The organism is Streptomyces sp. NPDC102441 (assembly GCF_044765585.1).
GTDB lineage: Bacteria > Actinomycetota > Actinomycetes > Streptomycetales > Streptomycetaceae > Streptomyces.
Window position 1 is genome coordinate 54365 of record NZ_JBIWKH010000022.1, and the last position, 17494, is coordinate 71858.

Genomic DNA, 17494 nt, shown 5'->3' on the forward strand with positions numbered 1-17494 from the left:
AGCGGTGCGAGCCGACCGCATCTTCGCGTACGGCGCCGCCGCAGGGCTGATCGGCGACCTGCTGCTCGGTGATCCCCGGCGGGGCCACCCCGTCGCCGCCTTCGGGCGTGGTGCGGCGGGCGCCGAGAGCCGGCTGTGGCGCGACCACCGCGGCTGGGGCGCCCTGCACACGCTCGTCTGCGCCGGTGGTGCCACGGGCGCCGCCGCGCTGGCCGCCCGTGCCGTACGGAACCGTCCCGCCGCAGCCGTGGCGCTGACCGCCGCCGCCACCTGGTCCGTCGTCGGGGGCACCTCGCTGGGCCGCGAGGCCCGGGCCATCGGCGGGGCGCTGGCCGCCGGGGACATCGAGCTCGCCCGGGAGCGGCTGCCGCATCTGTGCGGCCGCGATCCGCAGGCGCTGGACGGGCAGCAGATCGCCCGCGCGGTGGTGGAGTCCGTCGCCGAGAACACCTCCGACGCCGTCGTGGGAGCCCTCGTGTGGGGCGCGCTGGGCGGGGTGCCGGGACTGGTCGCCTTCCGGGCGGTCAACACGCTCGACGCCATGGTCGGGCACAAGTCGCCCCGCTACCGGCGCTACGGCTGGGCGTCGGCCCGGCTCGACGACGTCGCCGGCTGGCCCGGGGCCCGGCTCACCGCCCTGCTCGCCGTGGCCGCCGGGGGGCGCCCGCGCGAGGCGGCCCGGGCCTGGCGGGCCGACGCGGGGAGGCATCCCAGTCCCAACGCGGGCCCGGTGGAGGCCTCGTTCGCGGGTGCGCTCGGCGTACGGCTGGGCGGGACCCTCGCGTACGGCGGGCGGGTCGAGCACCGGCCGGTGCTCAACGGCGAGGCCGGCCGGGACGTGCGGGTCACGGACATCGAACGCGCGGTGCGGCTGTCGCGCCGGGTGAGTGTGCTGGCCCTCGCCGTGTGTGCGGCGGGGCGGTCGGCCATGGGACGGAGAGTCGGATGAGCGGCGGGCTGCTGGTCGCGGGAACCACTTCGGACGCGGGCAAGAGCGTCGTCACGGCCGGGATCTGCCGGTGGCTCGTGCGCCGGGGTGTGAAGGTCGCGCCGTTCAAGGCGCAGAACATGTCGCTGAACTCGTTCGTCACCCGCGAGGGTGCGGAGATCGGCCGCGCCCAGGCGATGCAGGCGCAGGCGGCCCGGGTGGAGCCCTCGGCGCTGATGAACCCGGTGCTGCTCAAACCGGGCGGCGACCGGTCGAGCCAGGTCGTCCTGATGGGGAAGCCGGTCGGCGAGATGAGTGCGCGCGGCTACCACGGCGGGCGCCAGGAGGCGCTGCTGGGGACGGTCGTGGACTGTCTGGAGCAGCTGCGGAGCACGTACGACGCCGTGATCTGCGAGGGGGCGGGCAGCCCGGCCGAGATCAACCTACGGCGCACGGACATCGTGAACATGGGGATCGCGCGGGCCGCGCGCTTTCCCGTGCTGGTGGTCGGCGACATCGACCGGGGCGGCGTGTTCGCCTCGTTCTTCGGCACGACGGCGCTGCTGAGCCCGGAGGACCAGTCGCTGGTCGCCGGGTACCTCGTCAACAAGTTCCGCGGTGACGTGTCGCTGCTGGAGCCGGGGCTCGACATGCTGCTCGGGCTCACGGGGAGGCGGACGTACGGGGTGCTGCCCTACGCCCACGGTCTGGGCATCGACGAGGAGGACGGGCTGCGCGTGTCGATGCGCGGCACCGTACGGGAGTCGGCCGTGGCGCCGCCGCACGGCGAGGACGTGCTGCGGGTCGCGGTGTGCGCCGTACCCCTGATGTCGAACTTCACCGATGTGGACGCGCTGGCGGCCGAGCCGGGTGTGGTGGTGCGGTTCGTGGACCGGGCGGAGGAGCTCGCCGACGCGGACCTCGTGATCGTGCCCGGTACGCGGGGCACCGTGAAGGCCCTGGCGTGGCTGCGCGAGCGGGGACTCGCCGACGCGCTGCGGCGGCGGGCAGCCGAGGGGCGCCCGGTGCTGGGGATCTGCGGCGGGTTCCAGGTCCTCGGCGAGCGCGTCGAGGACGACGTGGAGTCGCGGGCCGGGGTGGTCGAGGGGCTCGGACTGCTGCCGGTGCGGGTCCGCTTCGGCCGGGAGAAGGTCCTGGGGCGTCCCGTCGGGTCGGCGCTCGGGGAGCCGGTGGAGGGGTACGAGATCCATCACGGCGTCGCCGAGGTGAACGGCGGCGAGCCCTTCCTGGACGGGTGCCGGGTGGGCTCGGTCTGGGGGACGCACTGGCACGGGTCGCTGGAGAGCGACGCGTTCCGGCGGGCGTTCCTGGGCGAGGTCGCGCGGGCCGCCGGACGGCGGTTCACCGCGGCGCCGGACACGAGCTTCGGCGCGTTGCGGGAGGAGCAGCTGGACCGGCTGGGGGACCTGATCGAGGAACACGCCGACACGGACGCCCTGTGGCGGCTGATCGAGACCGGCGCGCCGGAGGGCCTGCCGTTCATCCCGCCGGGTGCGCCGTCCGCGCCCGGTCATGCAGTTGTGGTTGCGACAGAGGAGGCCCTGTGAGTACGCCCTATCCCTTCACCGCCATCGTCGGGCAGGACGACCTGCGGCTGGGACTCCTGCTCAACGCGGTCAGCCCCGCCGTCGGCGGGGTCCTGGTCCGGGGTGAGAAGGGCACCGCGAAGTCCACCGCCGTACGCGCGCTCGCCGCGCTCATGCCCGAGGTCGAGGTCGTGGCGGGGTGCCGCTTCTCGTGCGCCCCGGGCGCGCCCGATCCGGCGTGTCCCGACGGCCCCCATGAGGCGGGTACGGGCGTGTCGCGTCCGGCGCGGACCGTGGAGCTTCCGGTCGGCGCGTCCGAGGACCGGCTCGTCGGGGCGCTCGATATCGAACGGGCTCTCTCCGAGGGTGTGAAGGCCTTCGAGCCGGGGCTCCTCGCCGACGCCCATCGCGGGATCCTGTACGTCGACGAGGTCAATCTCCTCCACGACCATCTGGTGGACCTGCTGCTCGACGCGGCGGCCATGGGTGCCTCGTACGTCGAGCGCGAAGGTGTCTCCGTGCGGCATGCCGCACGCTTCCTCCTTGTCGGGACCATGAATCCCGAGGAAGGCGAACTGCGCCCCCAGCTGCTGGACCGCTTCGGGCTGACCGTCGAGGTGGCGGCCTCGCGTGACACGGACCTGCGCGTCGAGGTCGTACGGCGCAGGCTCGCCTACGACGACGATCCGGCCGGGTTCGCCGCGCGGTGGGCCGACGAGGAGAACGCGTTGCGCGAGCGGATCGTCGCCGCGCGCGCCCTGCTCCCCCGTGTGGTGCTCGGCGACGGCGTGTTGCGGCAGATCGCCGCGACGTGCGCCGCGTTCGAGGTCGACGGGATGCGCGCCGACATCGTCATGGCCCGCACGGCGACGGCGCTGGCCGCGTGGGCGGGACGTGAGGAGGTCGTCGCGGACGACGTGCGGCAGGCCGCGCTCCTGGCACTCCCCCACCGGCGCCGGCGCAATCCGTTCGACGCGCCCGGGCTGGACGAGGACAAGCTGGACGAGGCGCTCCAGGACGCGGCGGACGGGGAAGGCGGGGGCGACGACGATCCGGACCCCGACGGGCCCGGCGGAGGCGGGGTGCCGCCGCAGGGCGACGGCCCCGACGACGGCGGCACGGACACGGGTGGCCCCGACGACGGCGGTACCGACGCGCCCGGCCAGGAGGAGACCGGGAGCGGCGACGCGCCCACGCCGGGCGGTGGCGCCGGGGAGCAGCAGCCCGTCCGGGCCGGCGAGCCGTTCCGTACGAAGATGCTCAGCGTGCCCGGTCTCGGCGAGGGCGCGGCCGGGAGGCGGTCCAGGGCGCGTACCGAGCACGGCCGGACCACCGGGTCGCGGCGGCCCGAGGGGGCGCTGACGAAGCTTCACCTGGCGGCGACCGTGCAGGCGGCTGCGCCGCACCAGCGGGCGCGCGGGCGTTCGGGGCGCGGTCTCATCGTGCGGCGGGACGATCTGCGGCAGGCGACGCGGGAGGGGCGCGAGGGCAATCTCGTGCTGTTCGTCGTGGACGCCTCCGGGTCGATGGCGGCCCGGCAGCGGATGAGCGCCGTGAAGGGGGCAGTGATGTCGCTGCTGCTGGACGCGTACCAGCGCCGGGACAAGGTCGGCCTGGTCACCTTCCGGGGCAAGGACGCCGAGGTGGCGCTGCCGCCCACGTCGTCGGTGGACGCGGCCGCCGCGCGGCTGGAGACGCTGCCGACCGGCGGTCGCACCCCGCTGGCCGCCGGCCTGCTCAAGGCGCACGACGTGCTGCGGGTGGAGCGGCTGCGGGATCCGTCACGCCGGGCGCTCCTCGTCGTGGTGACGGACGGCCGGGCGACCGGGGGCGTCGATCCGGTGGCGCTGGCGGCGCGGGCCGGGCGGCTGCACGCCTCCGAGGGCACCGCGTCCGTCGTCGTGGACTGCGAGTCGGGGATCGTGCGCCTCGGCCTCGCCGCACAGCTCGCCCGGGATCTGGAGGGCAGCGCGGTCACGCTCGACGAGCTGCGTGCCGACTCGATCGCCGGGCTGGTCAAGGACATCACTGCTATGGGAAGGGCCGCTTGATGCCACAGGGACAGCCGGTATCGGTACCGGACGACGGACTGACGACACGTCAGCGACGTAACCGTCCGCTGCTGTTCGTCCACACGGGCATCGGCAAGGGCAAGTCGACGGCCGCCTTCGGGCTGGCGCTGCGCGCCTGGAACCAGGGCTGGCCGATCGGGGTGTTCCAGTTCGTGAAGTCGGCGAAGTGGAAGGTGGGCGAGGAGAACGCGCTGAAGGTGCTGGGTGCGAGCGGTGAGGGTGGCAGCGTCGACTGGCACAAGATGGGCGAGGGCTGGTCGTGGGTCCAGCGCGACAATCAGCTGGACAACGAGGAGAAGGCCCGCGAGGGCTGGGAACAGGTCAAGCGTGACCTGGCCGCCGAGACGTACAAGCTGTACGTGCTCGACGAGTTCGCCTATCCGATGCACTGGGGCTGGATCGACACCGACGAGGTCGTCGAGGTGATGCGGGACCGTCCGGGCACCCAGCATGTGGTGATCACGGGGCGGAACGCGCCGCAGAAGCTGATCGAGGCCGCCGATCTGGTGACCGACATGTCGAAGGTCAAGCACCCGATGGACGCCGGCCAGAAGGGCCAGAGAGGCATCGAGTGGTGAGTGTTCCTCGTCTGGTCATCGCCGCACCCGCCTCGGGCAGCGGCAAGACCACGGTCGCCACGGGCCTGATGGCGGCGTTCGCGGGCCGTGGTCTCGCGGTGTCCCCGCACAAGGTGGGACCCGACTACATCGACCCGGGGTACCACGCGTTGGCCACCGGCCGCCCGGGGCGCAACCTCGACGCGTACATGTGCGGTCCCGATCTGATCGCCCCGCTGTTCACGCACGGGGCGAGCGGCTGCGACCTGGCCGTCGTCGAAGGGGTGATGGGGCTGTACGACGGGGCGTCGGGGCAGGGTGAACTCGCCTCGACCGCCCAGGTGTCCAAGCTGCTGCGGGCACCGGTCGTGCTGGTCGTCGACGCGTCCTCGCAGTCGCGTTCGGTCGCGGCGCTCGTGCACGGTTTCGCCTCCTGGGACCCGGAGGTGCGGATCGGCGGGGTGATCCTGAACAAGGTGGCCTCCGACCGCCATGAGGCGCTGCTCCGTGAGGCGCTCGACGAGTCCGGGCTGCCGGTGCTCGGGGTTCTGCGGAGGGCGCCGCAGGTGGCGACCCCTTCGCGCCATCTGGGCCTGGTGCCGGTGGCCGAGCGGCAGACCGACGCCCTCGACGCCGTACGGGCGATGGGTGAACGCGTACGTGAGGGCTGCGACCTGGACGCGCTGATGGCGCTGGCCCGTTCGGCGCCCGCCCTGCCCGAGGAGGCGTGGGAGCCGGAGCACCACCCCGAGCCGGGGACCCGGCCGGTGGTGGCCGTGGCGGGCGGCGCGGCGTTCACCTTCGCCTACGCGGAGCACGCCGAGCTGCTGACGGCGGCGGGCGCGGAGGTGGCCGTCTTCGACCCGCTGCACGACGAGAAGCTGCCCACGGGCACGGCGGGCCTGGTCATCGGCGGCGGCTTCCCCGAGGTGTACGGGCCGGAGCTGTCGGCGAACGAGCCGCTGCGCCGGGCGGTGACGGACCTGGCCCTGTCGGGCGCCCCGGTGGCGGCGGAGTGCGCGGGGCTGCTGTATCTGGCCCGTGAGCTGGACGGGCGGCCGATGTGCGGGGTGCTGGACGCCTCGGCCCGGATGTCCGAGCGGCTGACGCTCGGCTACCGGCAGGCGGTGGCGGTGTCCGACAGCGTGCTGGCCGTGGCCGGGACCCGGCTGCGCGGGCACGAGTTCCACCGGACGGTGCTGGAGCCAGGGGCGGGTGCGACGCCCGCCTGGGGTCTGCTTCAGCCGGAGCGGCGGGTGGAGGGCTTCGTGCGGCGGGGCGTGCACGCGAGCTATCTGCACACGCACTGGGCGGCGGCGCCCTCGGTGGCCCGGCGTTTCGTGGAGCGGTGCCAGGGGTGACGTCGTCCCGCCTCCGTGGATCGATGCCGGGAGTGGCGTCATTCCGCGATACCGACCACCAGCCAGATGAAGCCCACTCCCGCGACCGTGCACAGCAGCGTGGAACGGGCCGGGTGGTCGTGGTGGGCCTCGGGAAGGATCTCGGCAGCGGCGAGATAGAGGAGCGCCCCGCCGAAGAATCCGAGATAACAGCCGAGCAGTTCCTCCGGAAGGGTGAACAGCAGCGTCGTCGCCGCTCCCACGATCGGCGCCACCGCGTCCGCGTAGAGCATCAGGAGCGCCTTGCGGCGGGCGTTTCCGTACAGGCTGGTGATCGTGTAGGTGTTGAACCCGTCGGCGAAGTCGTGGGTGATGACGGCGAGCGCGACGGCGGCTCCCATGCCGCCGCCGATCTGGAAGGCGGCGCCGAGCGCGATGCCGTCCATCAGGCTGTGGCCGACCATCGCGGCCGCCGCCGTCAGCCCGACCTGAGGCACCCGTTCCTCGCCCGCCCCGTGTGCCGCCTGGCGTACGGCCAGCGAACGCTCGACGAGATGTGCCGTCAGGAAGCCGCCCACGAACAGCAGCAGGGCGGCGGGTACGCCGAAGACCACGCCGCCCGCGGCCTCCACCGCCTCGGGCAGCAGGTCGAGACCGACGACGCCCAGCATCAGTCCGCCGGCGAAGCCGAGCACGAGGTGCCGGCGGTCGCTGACGCGCTGCGCGACCCAGCCGCCCGCCAGGGTCATCAGGAACGCGCCGAGCGCGACGAATACCGCCATGGGCCCTTGCTAGCGGATTGACCCCGCGTTCCGCACCTCAGGCCGCCCTTACCCGTGTCTCCAGCCCCCGTTCCCGGAAGGATCTCCTGCCATGACCCGAGCAGCGCTCGTCGTCGGTGTCGGTGCCCGTCGCGGCGTCGGCACGGAGGAGGTGCTCGGGCTGATCCGGAGCACGCTGCGGGAGGCCGGACTGGCGGCCGGTGACGTGATCGAGCTGGCCACCCTCGACACCAGGGCGGCCGAGCCGGGGATCACCGGCGCGGCGGCGCGCCTGGGGGTGCCCGTGCGGGCGTACACGGCCGGAGCGCTGGCGGAGGTCCCCGTGCCCAACCCGTCGGCGGCACCTCGCGAGGCTGTGGCCACCAGGTCGGTCGCGGAGGCCGCGGCGCTCGTGGACGCCGGTGAACTGCTGGTTCCCAAGCAGAAGTCGGCGTCGGCGACCTGTGCTGTGGCGCGCCGGAGCGCACCGGCCTGTGCCTCGGCATCGACGAATGGCGCCGAGCCGTTCAACATTGCTGCCATGCTGCCCCCCACTGAGCACATCGAGAGCGCCGGGCCCGATCTGCGGCACCACGGCGACGAGGAAGTACGCGGCCTGGACCTGACCGACCTCGCCGTCAACGTACGGACCGACACACCCCCGGACTGGCTGCGGCAGCGGATAGCGGCGTCGCTGGTGTCGCTAGCCGCCTATCCGGACGGGCGGGCGGCACGGACCGCGGTCGCGGAACGGCACGGTCTGCCCGAGGAGAGGGTCCTGCTCACGGCGGGCGCGGCCGAGGCGTTCGTACTGATCGCACGGGCGCTGCCCGCCCGGCTGCCGGTCGTCGTGCATCCGCAGTTCACGGAGCCGGAGGCGGCCCTGCGGGCTGCCGGGCACGAGGTCGGACGGGTGCTGCTCCGCCCGGAGGACGGCTTCCGGCTGGATCCGGCGGCGGTGCCGGAGGACGCGGACCTGGTGGTGGTCGGCAACCCGACCAACCCGACGTCCGTGCTGCATCCGGCGGAAGTGCTGGAGCAACTGGCGCGGCCCGGGCGGACACTGGTGGTCGACGAGGCGTTCATGGACGCCGTACCGGGTGAGCGTGAGGCGCTGTGCGGGCGTACCGACGTCCCGGGGCTGGTGGTGCTTCGGAGCCTGACGAAGACCTGGGGGCTGGCGGGCCTGCGGATCGGCTATGTGGTGGCCGAACCGGCGACGGCCGCTCTGCTGCAGGAGGCGCAGCCGCTGTGGCCGGTGTCCTCCCCGGCGCTGGCGGCGGCCGAGGCGTGCATGGAGCCGCGTGCGCTGGTGGAGGCGGCGGACGCGGCGGACCGGATCGTGGTGGACCGGGCCCATCTGCTGGCCGGGCTCGCGGAGTTCAGCGAGGTGCGGGTGGTGGAGCCGGCCGCCGGGCCGTTCGTGCTGCTGCGGCTGGAACGGGCGGACGAGGTACGGAATCTGCTGCGCTCGCGCGGATTCGCGGCGCGGCGCGGGGACACGTTTCCCGGTCTTGGCAGTGAGTACCTGCGGCTCGCCGTGCGCGACCGTGTGACGACCAACAGGTTTCTGCAGGCTCTCGACCTGGCGCTGCAGGGGCTGCCCCGAAGAGCCGTCGACTGACGGCTCTCCGGGACGGAGAGCGGTGCTCCGCCGTGCGGACACCGCTCTCCTGGAAGGTGATCAGCCCCGGGCGCGCTTGCGTGCGATGACCGTGGCGCCGGCGCCGGCCACCAGCAGGACTGCGGCTCCACCCGCGAGGTACGGGGTCGAGGAGCTGGATCCCGTCTCGGCGAGGTCGCCGGATCCGGAGGCCTGGACCGGGTCGGATCCGGTCTGGGGCTTCACGTCGACGGGCTTCTCCTTGCCGCCCGTGTCACCGGAGCCGGAGCCGCCGTCGCCGCCCGTCGCTCCGCCGTCGCCGGAGTTGCCGCCGTCCTCCGGACCGCCGGTGCCCGAGCCTCCGTTCCCGGAATCGCCGTCGTCCGAGCCGCCGCCCTTGGGCGTCTCGCACGTCGCTTCGGCCAGCGTGATCTCGCCCTCCACCTCGGCGACGTTCAGCTTCAGCGGGTTCACGGAGACCCGCAGCTGGAGCGCCGTCGCGGCAGCCGTCCGCGAGGTCGTCACGGTCTTCGAGAGGTCGAGCGTCACATCACCCACGCCCGGCACCTCGACCTTCGTCGTGCCGCCCGACGTGAGCTTGATCCTCTTGCCGAGCACCGTCACATGACCCAGCACGTTCGACTCCGCGACCGGCTTGTGTCCCACCTCGCACACGGCCTTGGACGTGACCTCCTGGACCTCGATCAGCGAGAGAGCGGGCAGCCCCGGCACATGCACCCGGGCCTTGGCGAGGTTGGTGTAGCCCTCCGCCCTGTGGTCCTCGACCGTGGCGTTCGCCGTGGCCACGTCGGCCTTCAGCATGTGGATGGGACGGCCCTTGTCGACGCCGTCGAGTTCCACGGTGAGCGCGGTCTTCTCCGCACTCGCGGGCGCGTGGACCTCGTTGAGCGTGGTCCTGAGCGGCACCTGCACCGACTTGTTCAGGAGGGAGACGTCGAGCCCGGCGCGGAGCACGATCGCACTCGCCTTTCCGTGGCCGTCGGCCGGAGTGGCCGGGGCCGTCGCGGTGGCTGCGTGCGCGGGGACGGCGACGAGCAGTGCGACGGGAGCGGCGGCGATCGCCAGGGCAGCCGAACGGAAGGTGTTGCTGTTCAAGATGGTGGAACCCCCACAAGAGACATGGAGCCACCGGAGCCGTCCAATGGGGGACATCGCGGGCACCGGTGGCCTCGACTCCGTGAATCTTTACGCACAGAGGGTGAACTGACAGATACCTTCCGCTAGTTCACTCCAAAGAGGGGTTTCCGTGTGCACATTCGAATCCACAGGCACAGGAGTTCCTCGGAATCACCCGTTTCACTCAGCCCGGGCCACTTCTGCCGGATGTCACGGCCCGGGCACCGAGGTGATTCAACGAGTGGCGGAGCCCGGGGTCACCGCCGGTCAACACGACGCCCCTTCCGAGGCCGGCCGGCGGTCAGCCCATCACCCGTCCGTTGAGCACGACCGCGCGGGGGGACGCCAGCACCCGTACGTCCGCCCTCGGGTCCTCGTCGTACATGACCAGGTCCGCCGGTGCCCCCTCCTCCAGCACCGGCCGGCCGAGCCACCGGCGTGCGCCCCAGGCCGTCGCCGAGAGGGCGTCGAGGGGCGGGATGCCTGCCTTCACCAGTTCGGCCACCTCGTCCGCGATCAGGCCGTGGGCGAGCGATCCGCCCGCGTCCGTCCCGGTGAAGACGGGGATCCCGGCGTCGTAGGCGGCGCGCACGGTGTCGTACCGGTCTTCGTGGAGCTGCCGCATATGAGCGGACCAGCGGGGGTACCTGGCCTCGCCCCCTGCCGCGAGGGCGGGGAAGGTGGCGATGTTGACCAGGGTCGGGACGATCGCCACGCCGCGCTCCGCGAAGAGCGGAACGGTGTCCTCGGTCAGCCCCGTCGCGTGCTCGATGCAGTCGATCCCGGCCTCCACCAAATCCCGCAGCGCGTCCTCGGCGAAGCAGTGGGCGGTGACCCTGGCCCCGAGCCGGTGCGCCTCGGCGATCGCGGCCTCGACCTCGCCGCGCGGCCAGCAGGCGGTCAGGTCCCCGGCGTCCCGGTCGATCCAGTCGCCCACCAGCTTCACCCAGCCGTCGCCTCGCCGGGCCTCCTGTGCGACGTAGGCGACGAGGTCGCCGGGCTCGATCTCATGGGCGAAGTTGCGGATGTAACGACGCGTCCTCGCGATGTGCCGCCCCGCCCTGATGATCTTCGGCAGATCCTCGCGGTCGTCCACCCACCGGGTGTCGGAGGGTGATCCCGCGTCCCGGATGAGCAGCGTGCCGGCCTCCCGGTCGGCGAGCGCCTGCTTCTCGCTGGTCGCCGCGTCGACCGGTCCCTGGTGGCCGAGCCCCACATGGCAGTGCGCGTCGACGAGGCCTGGCAGCACCCATCCGGTGAGCGTCACGGCGTCGTCCGCGCCCGGCGGCCTCTCGTAGGTGATCCGCCCGTCGACCGCCCAGAGTCCGTCCCTCACCTCGTCGGGTCCGACGAGCACCCGCCCCTTGATCCGCAGCACCGGCGCCACCTCGTGATCACTCATGGGACAGCACTGTACGAGGCGGCCGGACAGGGCGCGGAGGGGCGCTCGGTACCCTCGACGCAGGCGCTGACCGCGCACCGGCCGACCCGAAGAGAGCAGCACCGTGACACACCCGTTCCTCGACCTCGCCCCGCTCACCGCCGCGCGTTTCGCAGCGATCGAGCGGCGGGTGGCGGACCTCCTCGCCACCGAGCAGGACGTCGTCATCATGCAGGGTGAAGCGCTGCTGCCCCTCGAGGGCTGCATCCGGGGCGGCGCCCGGCCCGGCTCGACCGCGCTGAACGTCGTCACGGGCCCGTACGGCCAGACCTTCGGCAACTGGCTGCGCGACTGCGGCGGCGAGGTCGTCGACCTCGTGGTGCCGTTCCACACCGCTGTCACCGCCGAGCAGGTCGGGCGGGCTCTGGCCGAGCACCCCGAGATCGACTTCGTCTCCCTCGTGCACGCCGAGGCGGCGACCGGCAACACCAACCCGGTCGCGGAGATCGGCGAGGTCGTCCGGGCGCACGGCGCGCTGTTCATGGTGGACGCCGTCGCGTCGGTGGGAGCGGAACCGCTGCTGGTCGACGCCTGGGGCGTGGACCTGTGCGTCATCGGCGCGCAGAAGGCCATGGGCGGCCCGGCCGGGGTGTCCGCGGTGTCGGTGAGCGCCCGGGCGTGGGAGAGGATCGCCGCCAACCCGCGGGCCCCGCGTCAGTCGTATCTGTCGCTGCTGGACTGGAAGGCCCGCTGGATCGACGGAGGCCGCAGGGCGCTGCCGCACGCGCCCGCCCAGCTGGAGATGCTGGCGCTCGACGCGTGTCTGGAGCGGATCGAGGCGGACGGCCCGGACACCGTGATGGCGCGGCACGCCTCGGCGGCCGCCGCGACCCGGGCGGGTGCCACGGCGCTCGGCGGCGGGCTGGAGCCGTATGTCCACGACGCCCGTGACGCGGCTCCGGTCGCCACGACACTGCGCGTGCCGGCGGATCTCGACGCCTCGGCCCTGGTCGGCCGGGCGCTGGCGACCGACCCTTCGCTGCCGCTGATCGCGGGCGGCGGGGCGCTGTCCAAGGAGATGATCCGGGTCAACCACTACGGCGTGGACGCGACACGGGAAGCGGTGCTGTCCTCACTGGCCGCCCTGGGCACCGCGCTGGACGGCGCGGGCCTGACGACCGACATCGACGCTGCCCGCGAAGCCGTCGCGGAAACCTGGCAGAACATCTGAATTTAATTGAAGTGCGCAACCGCCGATTTAATCGGCTCGAAAGGGGGGCTGCTTTATCGGGAGCAGCTCCCCGCATTCTTCTTCCCCCGTTCTCCGAGGCTAAACGCCACAGTTTTCACCCGATCGGCCCATGCCGTCCGAACGGATGTCAGCGGAGTTACAACAATGTGACCGACCCCACATCGAGTCCGTTATGACCGGTAAATTCGGGACAAAGCTGGGGAAAACGCCCCCCGATCGGGCCGGACCCGCGCCTGCGTGATAACACAACGGACCCGTTCACCCAACCCCCTGCGGCGATGCAATTTCGATTTTTGCTGGGTAAATTCAATTCCCATGACCGCCGCACCAGCAGATTTTGCAAGTGCCCGAAGCGAATTCCTCAGAATCGACACCCCGCGAGTGGAGGACGGAGCCGCGATCTGGCGCATCGCCCGCGACTCCGAGGTCCTGGACCTCAACTCCTCGTACAGCTACCTGCTGTGGTGTCGTGACTTCGCGGCGACCTCCGTGGTCGCCCGCGACGAGAACGGCGACCCGATCGCCTTCGTGACCGGATACATCCGCCCCGACCGCCCCGAGACGCTCGTCGTCTGGCAGGTGGCCGTCGACCAGGCCCACCGCGGCAAGGGACTGGCGGCCGAGCTGCTGGACGCACTGACCGCCCGTGTCGCCTCCGACCAGGGTCTGGCATCGTTGGAGACGACCGTCACCCCGGACAACACCGCCTCCGACCGGCTGTTCACATCCTTCGCGCAGCGGCACGACGTGCCCCTGGAGCGCGAGGTGCTCTTCGAGGGGGCGCTGTTCCCCGAGGGGACGCACCTGCCGGAGGTGCTCTACCGCATCGGTCCGTTCTAGGGCCTCTCAGCGCCCCTCCGCGCCCCGCCCGGGCGCGGCTTCCCCGGGCATGCCTGACCCGCCGCCCGTCACACCCCCCTCGAGCAGGAGATCAGCTGTGACCATCACCCCGCCCGCCCTGAGTGTCTTCGAGACCCTGGAGTCGGAAGTACGGAGCTACTGCCGCGGTTGGCCCGCAGTCTTCGACCGCGCGCAGGGCGCCCGGCTCACCGACGAGGACGGACACTCGTACCTCGACTTCTTCGCCGGTGCCGGCTCTCTCAACTACGGACACAACAACCCGGTGCTGAAACGCGCGCTGATCGACTACATCGAGCGCGACGGCATCACCCACGGCCTGGACATGGCCACGACGGCCAAACGGGCGTTCCTCGAGACCTTCGAGAACGTGATCCTGCGCCCCCGTGACCTGCCCTACAAGGTGATGTTCCCCGGCCCGACCGGCACCAACGCCGTCGAGGCGGCGCTGAAGCTCGCCCGCAAGGTCAAGGGCCGCGAGTCCGTCGTCTCGTTCACCAACGCCTTCCACGGCATGTCGCTCGGTTCGCTCGCCGTGACCGGCAACGCCTTCAAGCGCGCCGGCGCCGGCATCCCGCTGGTGCACGGCACCCCGATGCCGTTCGACAACTACTTCGACGGCACGGTTCCCGACTTCCTCTGGTTCGAGCGGCTCCTGGAGGACCAGGGTTCCGGGCTCAACAAGCCCGCCGCAGTGATCGTGGAGACCGTGCAGGGCGAGGGCGGCATCAACGTCGCACGCGCCGAGTGGCTCCGCGCGCTCCAGTCCCTGTGCCACCGCCAGGACATGCTGCTGATCGTCGACGACATCCAGATGGGCTGCGGGCGTACCGGCGGCTTCTTCTCCTTCGAGGAGGCCGGCATCGTCCCGGACATCGTCACGCTGTCGAAGTCCATCAGCGGTTACGGCATGCCGATGTCGCTCTGCCTCTTCAAGGGCGAGCTGGACATCTGGGAGCCGGGCGAGCACAACGGCACGTTCCGTGGCAACAACCCGGCCTTCGTCACCGCCGCCGCCTCGCTCGACGCCTACTGGGCCGACGGGCAGATGGAGAAGCAGACGCTGGCCCGCGGCGAGCAGGTGGAGCAGACGATGCTCGCGATCTGCGGCGAGGAGCCGACCGCGCAGTTCCGCGGCCGCGGCCTGGTCTGGGGTCTGGAGTTCACCGACCCCGAGCGCGCCTCCGCGGTCTGCGCCAGGGCCTTCGAGCTGGGCCTGCTGCTGGAGACCTCCGGCCCGCAGTCCGAGGTCGTGAAGCTGCTCCCGCCGCTGACCATCACCCCCGAAGAGCTGGACGAGGGCCTGCGCACCCTGGCCCGTTGCGTCCGCGAGACCGCCTGAGCCGGGGGACACCCCCGCGCAGGCAACACAGAGCAGGACAGAAGAGAAAGGCACCATCTCACCGTGATCGTCCGATCTTTCAGTGACATCGAGAACACCGACCGGCACCTGAAGTCCGCTTCAGGCACCTGGGAGACCAAGCGCATCGTGCTCGCCAAGGAAAAGGTGGGCTTCTCGCTGCACGAGACCGTGCTGTACGCGGGCACGGAGACGTCGATGTGGTATGCCAACCACATCGAGGCCGTTCTGTGCACCGAGGGCGAGGCCGAGCTCACCAACGACGAGACCGGCGAGAAGCACTGGATCTCCCCCGGGACGATGTACCTGCTGAACGGGCACGAGCACCACACACTGAGGCCGAAGACCGACTTCCGCTGCGTGTGCGTCTTCAATCCTCCCGTCACCGGACGGGAGGACCATGACGAGAACGGTGCATACCCGCTGCTGACAGAGGAGGGCTGAACCATGACCACCGATGTACGCGCCGACCTGTACCCCTCGCGCGGCGCCGCCGAGATGACCACTCCCCGCCAGGACCCGGTCATCTGGTCCGCGCCGGGCGCGCCGGGTCCGATCGCCGCGAAGGACCTCCAGTCCTTCGAGCACGACGGCTTCCTCGCCATCGACCAGCTCGTCACGCCGGACGAGGTGGCCGTCTACGGTGCGGAGCTCGACCGGCTGATCGCCGATCCGGAGGTCCGCGCCGACGAGCGCTCGATCATCGAGCCGAAGTCGCAGAGCGTGCGGTCCGTCTTCGAGGTCCACAAGCTCAGCGAGGTCTTCGCGAACCTGGCCCGGGACGAGCGTGTGGTGGGCCGGGCCCGCCAGATCCTCGGCTCCGACGTGTACGTCCACCAGTCGCGGATCAACGTCAAGCCGGGCTTCGGCGCCTCGGGCTTCTACTGGCACTCGGACTTCGAGACCTGGCACGCCGAGGACGGTCTGGCGAACATGCGGACCGTGTCCGTCTCGATCGCGCTGACCGAGAACTACGACACCAACGGCGGGCTGATGATCATGCCCGGCTCGCACAAGTCGTTCCTCGGCTGCGCGGGCAAGACGCCGAAGGACAACTACAAGAGGTCCCTGCAGATGCAGGACGCGGGCATCCCGTCCGACGAGGCGCTGACGAAGATGGCCGACCGGCACGGCATCAAGCTCTTCACCGGCAAGGCCGGTTCGGCGACCTGGTTCGACTGCAACGCGATGCACGGCTCGGGCGACAACATCACCCCGTACGCACGCAGCAACGTCTTCATCGTGTTCAACAGCGTGGAGAACACGGCGCAGGAGCCCTTCGCGGCTCCGATCCGCCGTCCCGACTTCATCGGGGCGCGTGACTTCACGCCGGTGAAGTAGGCGCGTACGACGGTCAGGAGGGGCGGGACGCATCGCGCGTCCCGCCCCTCCTGCGTCCGGTGTGCCGGGTATCGGAAGGGACACCGTGTACAGCATCCAGGTGCGTGCGGAGCCTGACCCGCTCGTCCGTCGCCCCCGGACAGGACGGCCTGTTTGCAGGCCAGTTTCTCGGCGTGACGAGACGGTCGCACTCGGGGCACCCGGGCACGGGCTCCGGAGCCCTCAAGGGAAACGAGGCGAACGGGTCACCGTCCTGGCAGCTCACAGGAAACGCCCTTCGCTCCGGGCGTTGCAGCGCGCGTTCTCCGCACGAAGGCGCTCCATGGGCGTCGCGAGCCGCACGTACACCGGATCCACCTCCCGTTCGACCCCGCCCCGGACGGGGGGATGGTGCTGACAACAGGACCGTCCACCACCCCCGAGGAAGCAGAGGATCAGAGCTGCCGGAAGTAAACCGATACGGGGATCTGGACGCATCCGAGGCTCTCGTACAGGGCTCGGGCCGGGGCGTGGAAAGGATCTCCGCCGGTACCGATCTCGACCACCTCTGCGCCCAGCTTCCGCATCTCGCCGAATGCGTGCTCACACAAGGCTGTGCCCGCGCCGTCTCGACGGTGCGCGGCCGTGACAGCCAGAATCTCGACACTGCTGCTTCTCCGCGCCGGGTCTACGCTCCAGGCCGCATACCCGGCGATGACACCGCTGACCTCTGCGACCGCTACGTACCTGTGCCGGCCGGGATCATGAAGTTCAGCGACCTGCTTCTGATAGTCGTCCCGCCAGCTGCCGTGCCGGTTGGCGAAGATCGCTTCGCCGGTCGAAGGGCGGAAAACTCCCTCGTAGAAGGGCTGGAACGTCTCGATGGTCAGCTCGATGAGCCGAGCCAGGTCCCGCTGGGCAAACGAACGGATGAGCATGGAGTGAGCCTCTCGATCTGAGAGAAGCGGGCATGGCTGACCCGCTCTCGGCCTGTTGCGTTTATGGGCCGAACCTCAGTGCCGGGTGCGCCCGGCAGCGAAACACTCCATGTGCGCCATGCTATCCAGCTGTTTCCCGCTCTGCCTCGACGCCGGCGAGCCGGCCCGAGGCGGGACGGACTCCCGGTCAGGCGCTCGGCCGGAGTGTCGGGGCGGGGGCTCGGGTGCGCATCGACAGTGCCATGACCAGGGCCACGAACCAGAACAGGCCCGTGACCGCGCCGATCAGGCTGACCACGACGACCAGGCCCTGGCGCTCAACTCCTCTGCGGTGGGCGATGAACCACGGCACGCAGAGGAGCAGGAGCGCCAACGGCACCAGGACCAACAGTTCTATCGGGCTGACGGTCGAGATCATCAGGCAACTCTAGTGAGTTGGG

At 71.5% G+C, this 17494-nt stretch carries 16 protein-coding genes; 11 read left to right on the top strand and 5 right to left on the bottom strand.

The window, feature by feature from the left end; genetic code table 11:
• Nucleotides 1–4: 4 nt before the first annotated feature.
• Genes ACIREO_RS35985 through ACIREO_RS36005 form a run of 5 tightly spaced genes read left to right on the top strand, consistent with a single transcriptional unit; the run spans nucleotide 5 to nucleotide 6465 of the window.
• Nucleotides 5–949, top strand: a complete 945-nt coding sequence (locus ACIREO_RS35985; RefSeq protein ID WP_404118281.1) for a cobalamin biosynthesis protein — start codon at nucleotides 5–7, stop codon at nucleotides 947–949.
• Nucleotides 946–2496, top strand: a complete 1551-nt coding sequence (locus ACIREO_RS35990; RefSeq protein WP_404118283.1) for a cobyric acid synthase — start codon at nucleotides 946–948, stop codon at nucleotides 2494–2496. The genes ACIREO_RS35985 and ACIREO_RS35990 overlap by 4 nt, the downstream gene beginning before the upstream one ends.
• A complete protein-coding gene (locus ACIREO_RS35995; RefSeq protein WP_404118286.1) occupies nucleotides 2493–4526 on the top strand; it encodes a putative cobaltochelatase in 2034 nt (677 codons plus the stop codon). The genes ACIREO_RS35990 and ACIREO_RS35995 overlap by 4 nt, the downstream gene beginning before the upstream one ends.
• Nucleotides 4526–5125 (top strand): cob(I)yrinic acid a,c-diamide adenosyltransferase, encoded by a 600-nt coding sequence (gene cobO / locus ACIREO_RS36000; RefSeq protein WP_147962028.1) that lies wholly within the window; start codon nucleotides 4526–4528, stop codon nucleotides 5123–5125. Before ACIREO_RS35995 ends, cobO begins: the two co-directional genes overlap by 1 nt.
• Complete coding sequence (locus ACIREO_RS36005; RefSeq protein ID WP_404118289.1) at nucleotides 5119–6465, top strand: cobyrinate a,c-diamide synthase; 1347 nt, start codon at nucleotides 5119–5121, stop codon at nucleotides 6463–6465. Before cobO ends, ACIREO_RS36005 begins: the two co-directional genes overlap by 7 nt.
• Before the next feature lie 38 nt (nucleotides 6466–6503).
• On the opposite strand, the gene ACIREO_RS36010 is transcribed toward ACIREO_RS36005, so the two are convergent.
• On the bottom strand, nucleotides 6504–7226 hold the full coding sequence (locus ACIREO_RS36010; protein WP_404118292.1) for a ZIP family metal transporter: 723 nt from the start codon (nucleotides 7224–7226) through the stop codon (nucleotides 6504–6506).
• A 91-nt stretch (nucleotides 7227–7317) separates the two neighbouring features.
• Here ACIREO_RS36010 and cobC point away from each other — a divergent pair, with 91 nt between their 5' ends.
• On the top strand, nucleotides 7318–8829 hold the full coding sequence (gene cobC, locus ACIREO_RS36015; RefSeq protein WP_404118295.1) for an Rv2231c family pyridoxal phosphate-dependent protein CobC: 1512 nt from the start codon (nucleotides 7318–7320) through the stop codon (nucleotides 8827–8829).
• 60 nt (nucleotides 8830–8889) lie between these two features.
• Here cobC and ACIREO_RS36020 read toward each other — a convergent pair whose 3' ends face one another.
• Nucleotides 8890–9924: an SCO1860 family LAETG-anchored protein gene (locus ACIREO_RS36020; protein WP_404118299.1), complete on the bottom strand. Its 1035-nt coding sequence runs from the start codon at nucleotides 9922–9924 to the stop codon at nucleotides 8890–8892.
• A 322-nt stretch (nucleotides 9925–10246) separates the two neighbouring features.
• Entirely contained in the window at nucleotides 10247–11347 is a 1101-nt protein-coding gene (locus tag ACIREO_RS36025) for an amidohydrolase family protein (RefSeq protein ID WP_404118302.1), read from the bottom strand.
• 103 nt (nucleotides 11348–11450) lie between these two features.
• Between ACIREO_RS36025 and ACIREO_RS36030 the strand changes: the two genes are divergently transcribed.
• The 5 genes from ACIREO_RS36030 (at nucleotide 11451) to thpD (ending at nucleotide 16137) form a co-directional block, all read left to right on the top strand.
• On the top strand, nucleotides 11451–12557 hold the full coding sequence (locus ACIREO_RS36030; protein WP_404118305.1) for a pyridoxal-phosphate-dependent aminotransferase family protein: 1107 nt from the start codon (nucleotides 11451–11453) through the stop codon (nucleotides 12555–12557).
• Between the two features lie 402 nt (nucleotides 12558–12959).
• Nucleotides 12960–13418, top strand: coding sequence for a diaminobutyrate acetyltransferase (gene ectA, locus ACIREO_RS36035; protein ID WP_404118308.1), 459 nt, complete (start codon nucleotides 12960–12962; stop codon nucleotides 13416–13418).
• A gap of 97 nt (nucleotides 13419–13515) precedes the next feature.
• Entirely contained in the window at nucleotides 13516–14778 is a 1263-nt protein-coding gene (gene ectB / locus ACIREO_RS36040) for a diaminobutyrate--2-oxoglutarate transaminase (protein ID WP_404118311.1), read from the top strand.
• Nucleotides 14779–14841: 63 nt separating this feature from the next.
• Complete coding sequence (locus ACIREO_RS36045) at nucleotides 14842–15240, top strand: ectoine synthase (RefSeq protein WP_362887469.1); 399 nt, start codon at nucleotides 14842–14844, stop codon at nucleotides 15238–15240.
• A gap of 3 nt (nucleotides 15241–15243) precedes the next feature.
• Nucleotides 15244–16137 carry an ectoine hydroxylase gene (gene thpD / locus ACIREO_RS36050; RefSeq protein ID WP_404118314.1) on the top strand — a complete coding sequence of 298 codons (894 nt, stop codon included), beginning with the start codon at nucleotides 15244–15246 and terminating at the stop codon, nucleotides 16135–16137.
• Between the two features lie 434 nt (nucleotides 16138–16571).
• Here thpD and ACIREO_RS36055 read toward each other — a convergent pair whose 3' ends face one another.
• On the bottom strand, nucleotides 16572–17054 hold the full coding sequence (locus ACIREO_RS36055) for a GNAT family N-acetyltransferase (protein ID WP_404118317.1): 483 nt from the start codon (nucleotides 17052–17054) through the stop codon (nucleotides 16572–16574).
• A gap of 187 nt (nucleotides 17055–17241) precedes the next feature.
• Complete coding sequence (locus ACIREO_RS36060; protein ID WP_404118319.1) at nucleotides 17242–17472, bottom strand: superinfection immunity protein; 231 nt, start codon at nucleotides 17470–17472, stop codon at nucleotides 17242–17244.
• Nucleotides 17473–17494: the final 22 nt, after the last annotated feature.

Excerpts from the sequence above, each read along its gene's own strand:
- ACIREO_RS35990 (WP_404118283.1), top strand. The coding sequence starts at position 946 with ATGAGCGGCGGGCTGCTGGTCGCGGGAACCACTTCGGACGCGGGCAAG.
- thpD (WP_404118314.1), top strand. The coding sequence starts at position 15,244 with ATGACCACCGATGTACGCGCCGACCTGTACCCCTCGCGCGGCGCCGCC.
- cobO (WP_147962028.1), top strand. The coding sequence starts at position 4,526 with ATGCCACAGGGACAGCCGGTATCGGTACCGGACGACGGACTGACGACA.
- ACIREO_RS36060 (WP_404118319.1), bottom strand. The coding sequence starts at position 17,472 with ATGATCTCGACCGTCAGCCCGATAGAACTGTTGGTCCTGGTGCCGTTG.
- ACIREO_RS36025 (WP_404118302.1), bottom strand. The coding sequence starts at position 11,347 with ATGAGTGATCACGAGGTGGCGCCGGTGCTGCGGATCAAGGGGCGGGTG.
- ACIREO_RS36055 (WP_404118317.1), bottom strand. The coding sequence starts at position 17,054 with ATGCTCATCCGTTCGTTTGCCCAGCGGGACCTGGCTCGGCTCATCGAG.
- ACIREO_RS36010 (WP_404118292.1), bottom strand. The coding sequence starts at position 7,226 with ATGGCGGTATTCGTCGCGCTCGGCGCGTTCCTGATGACCCTGGCGGGC.
- cobC (WP_404118295.1), top strand. The coding sequence starts at position 7,318 with ATGACCCGAGCAGCGCTCGTCGTCGGTGTCGGTGCCCGTCGCGGCGTC.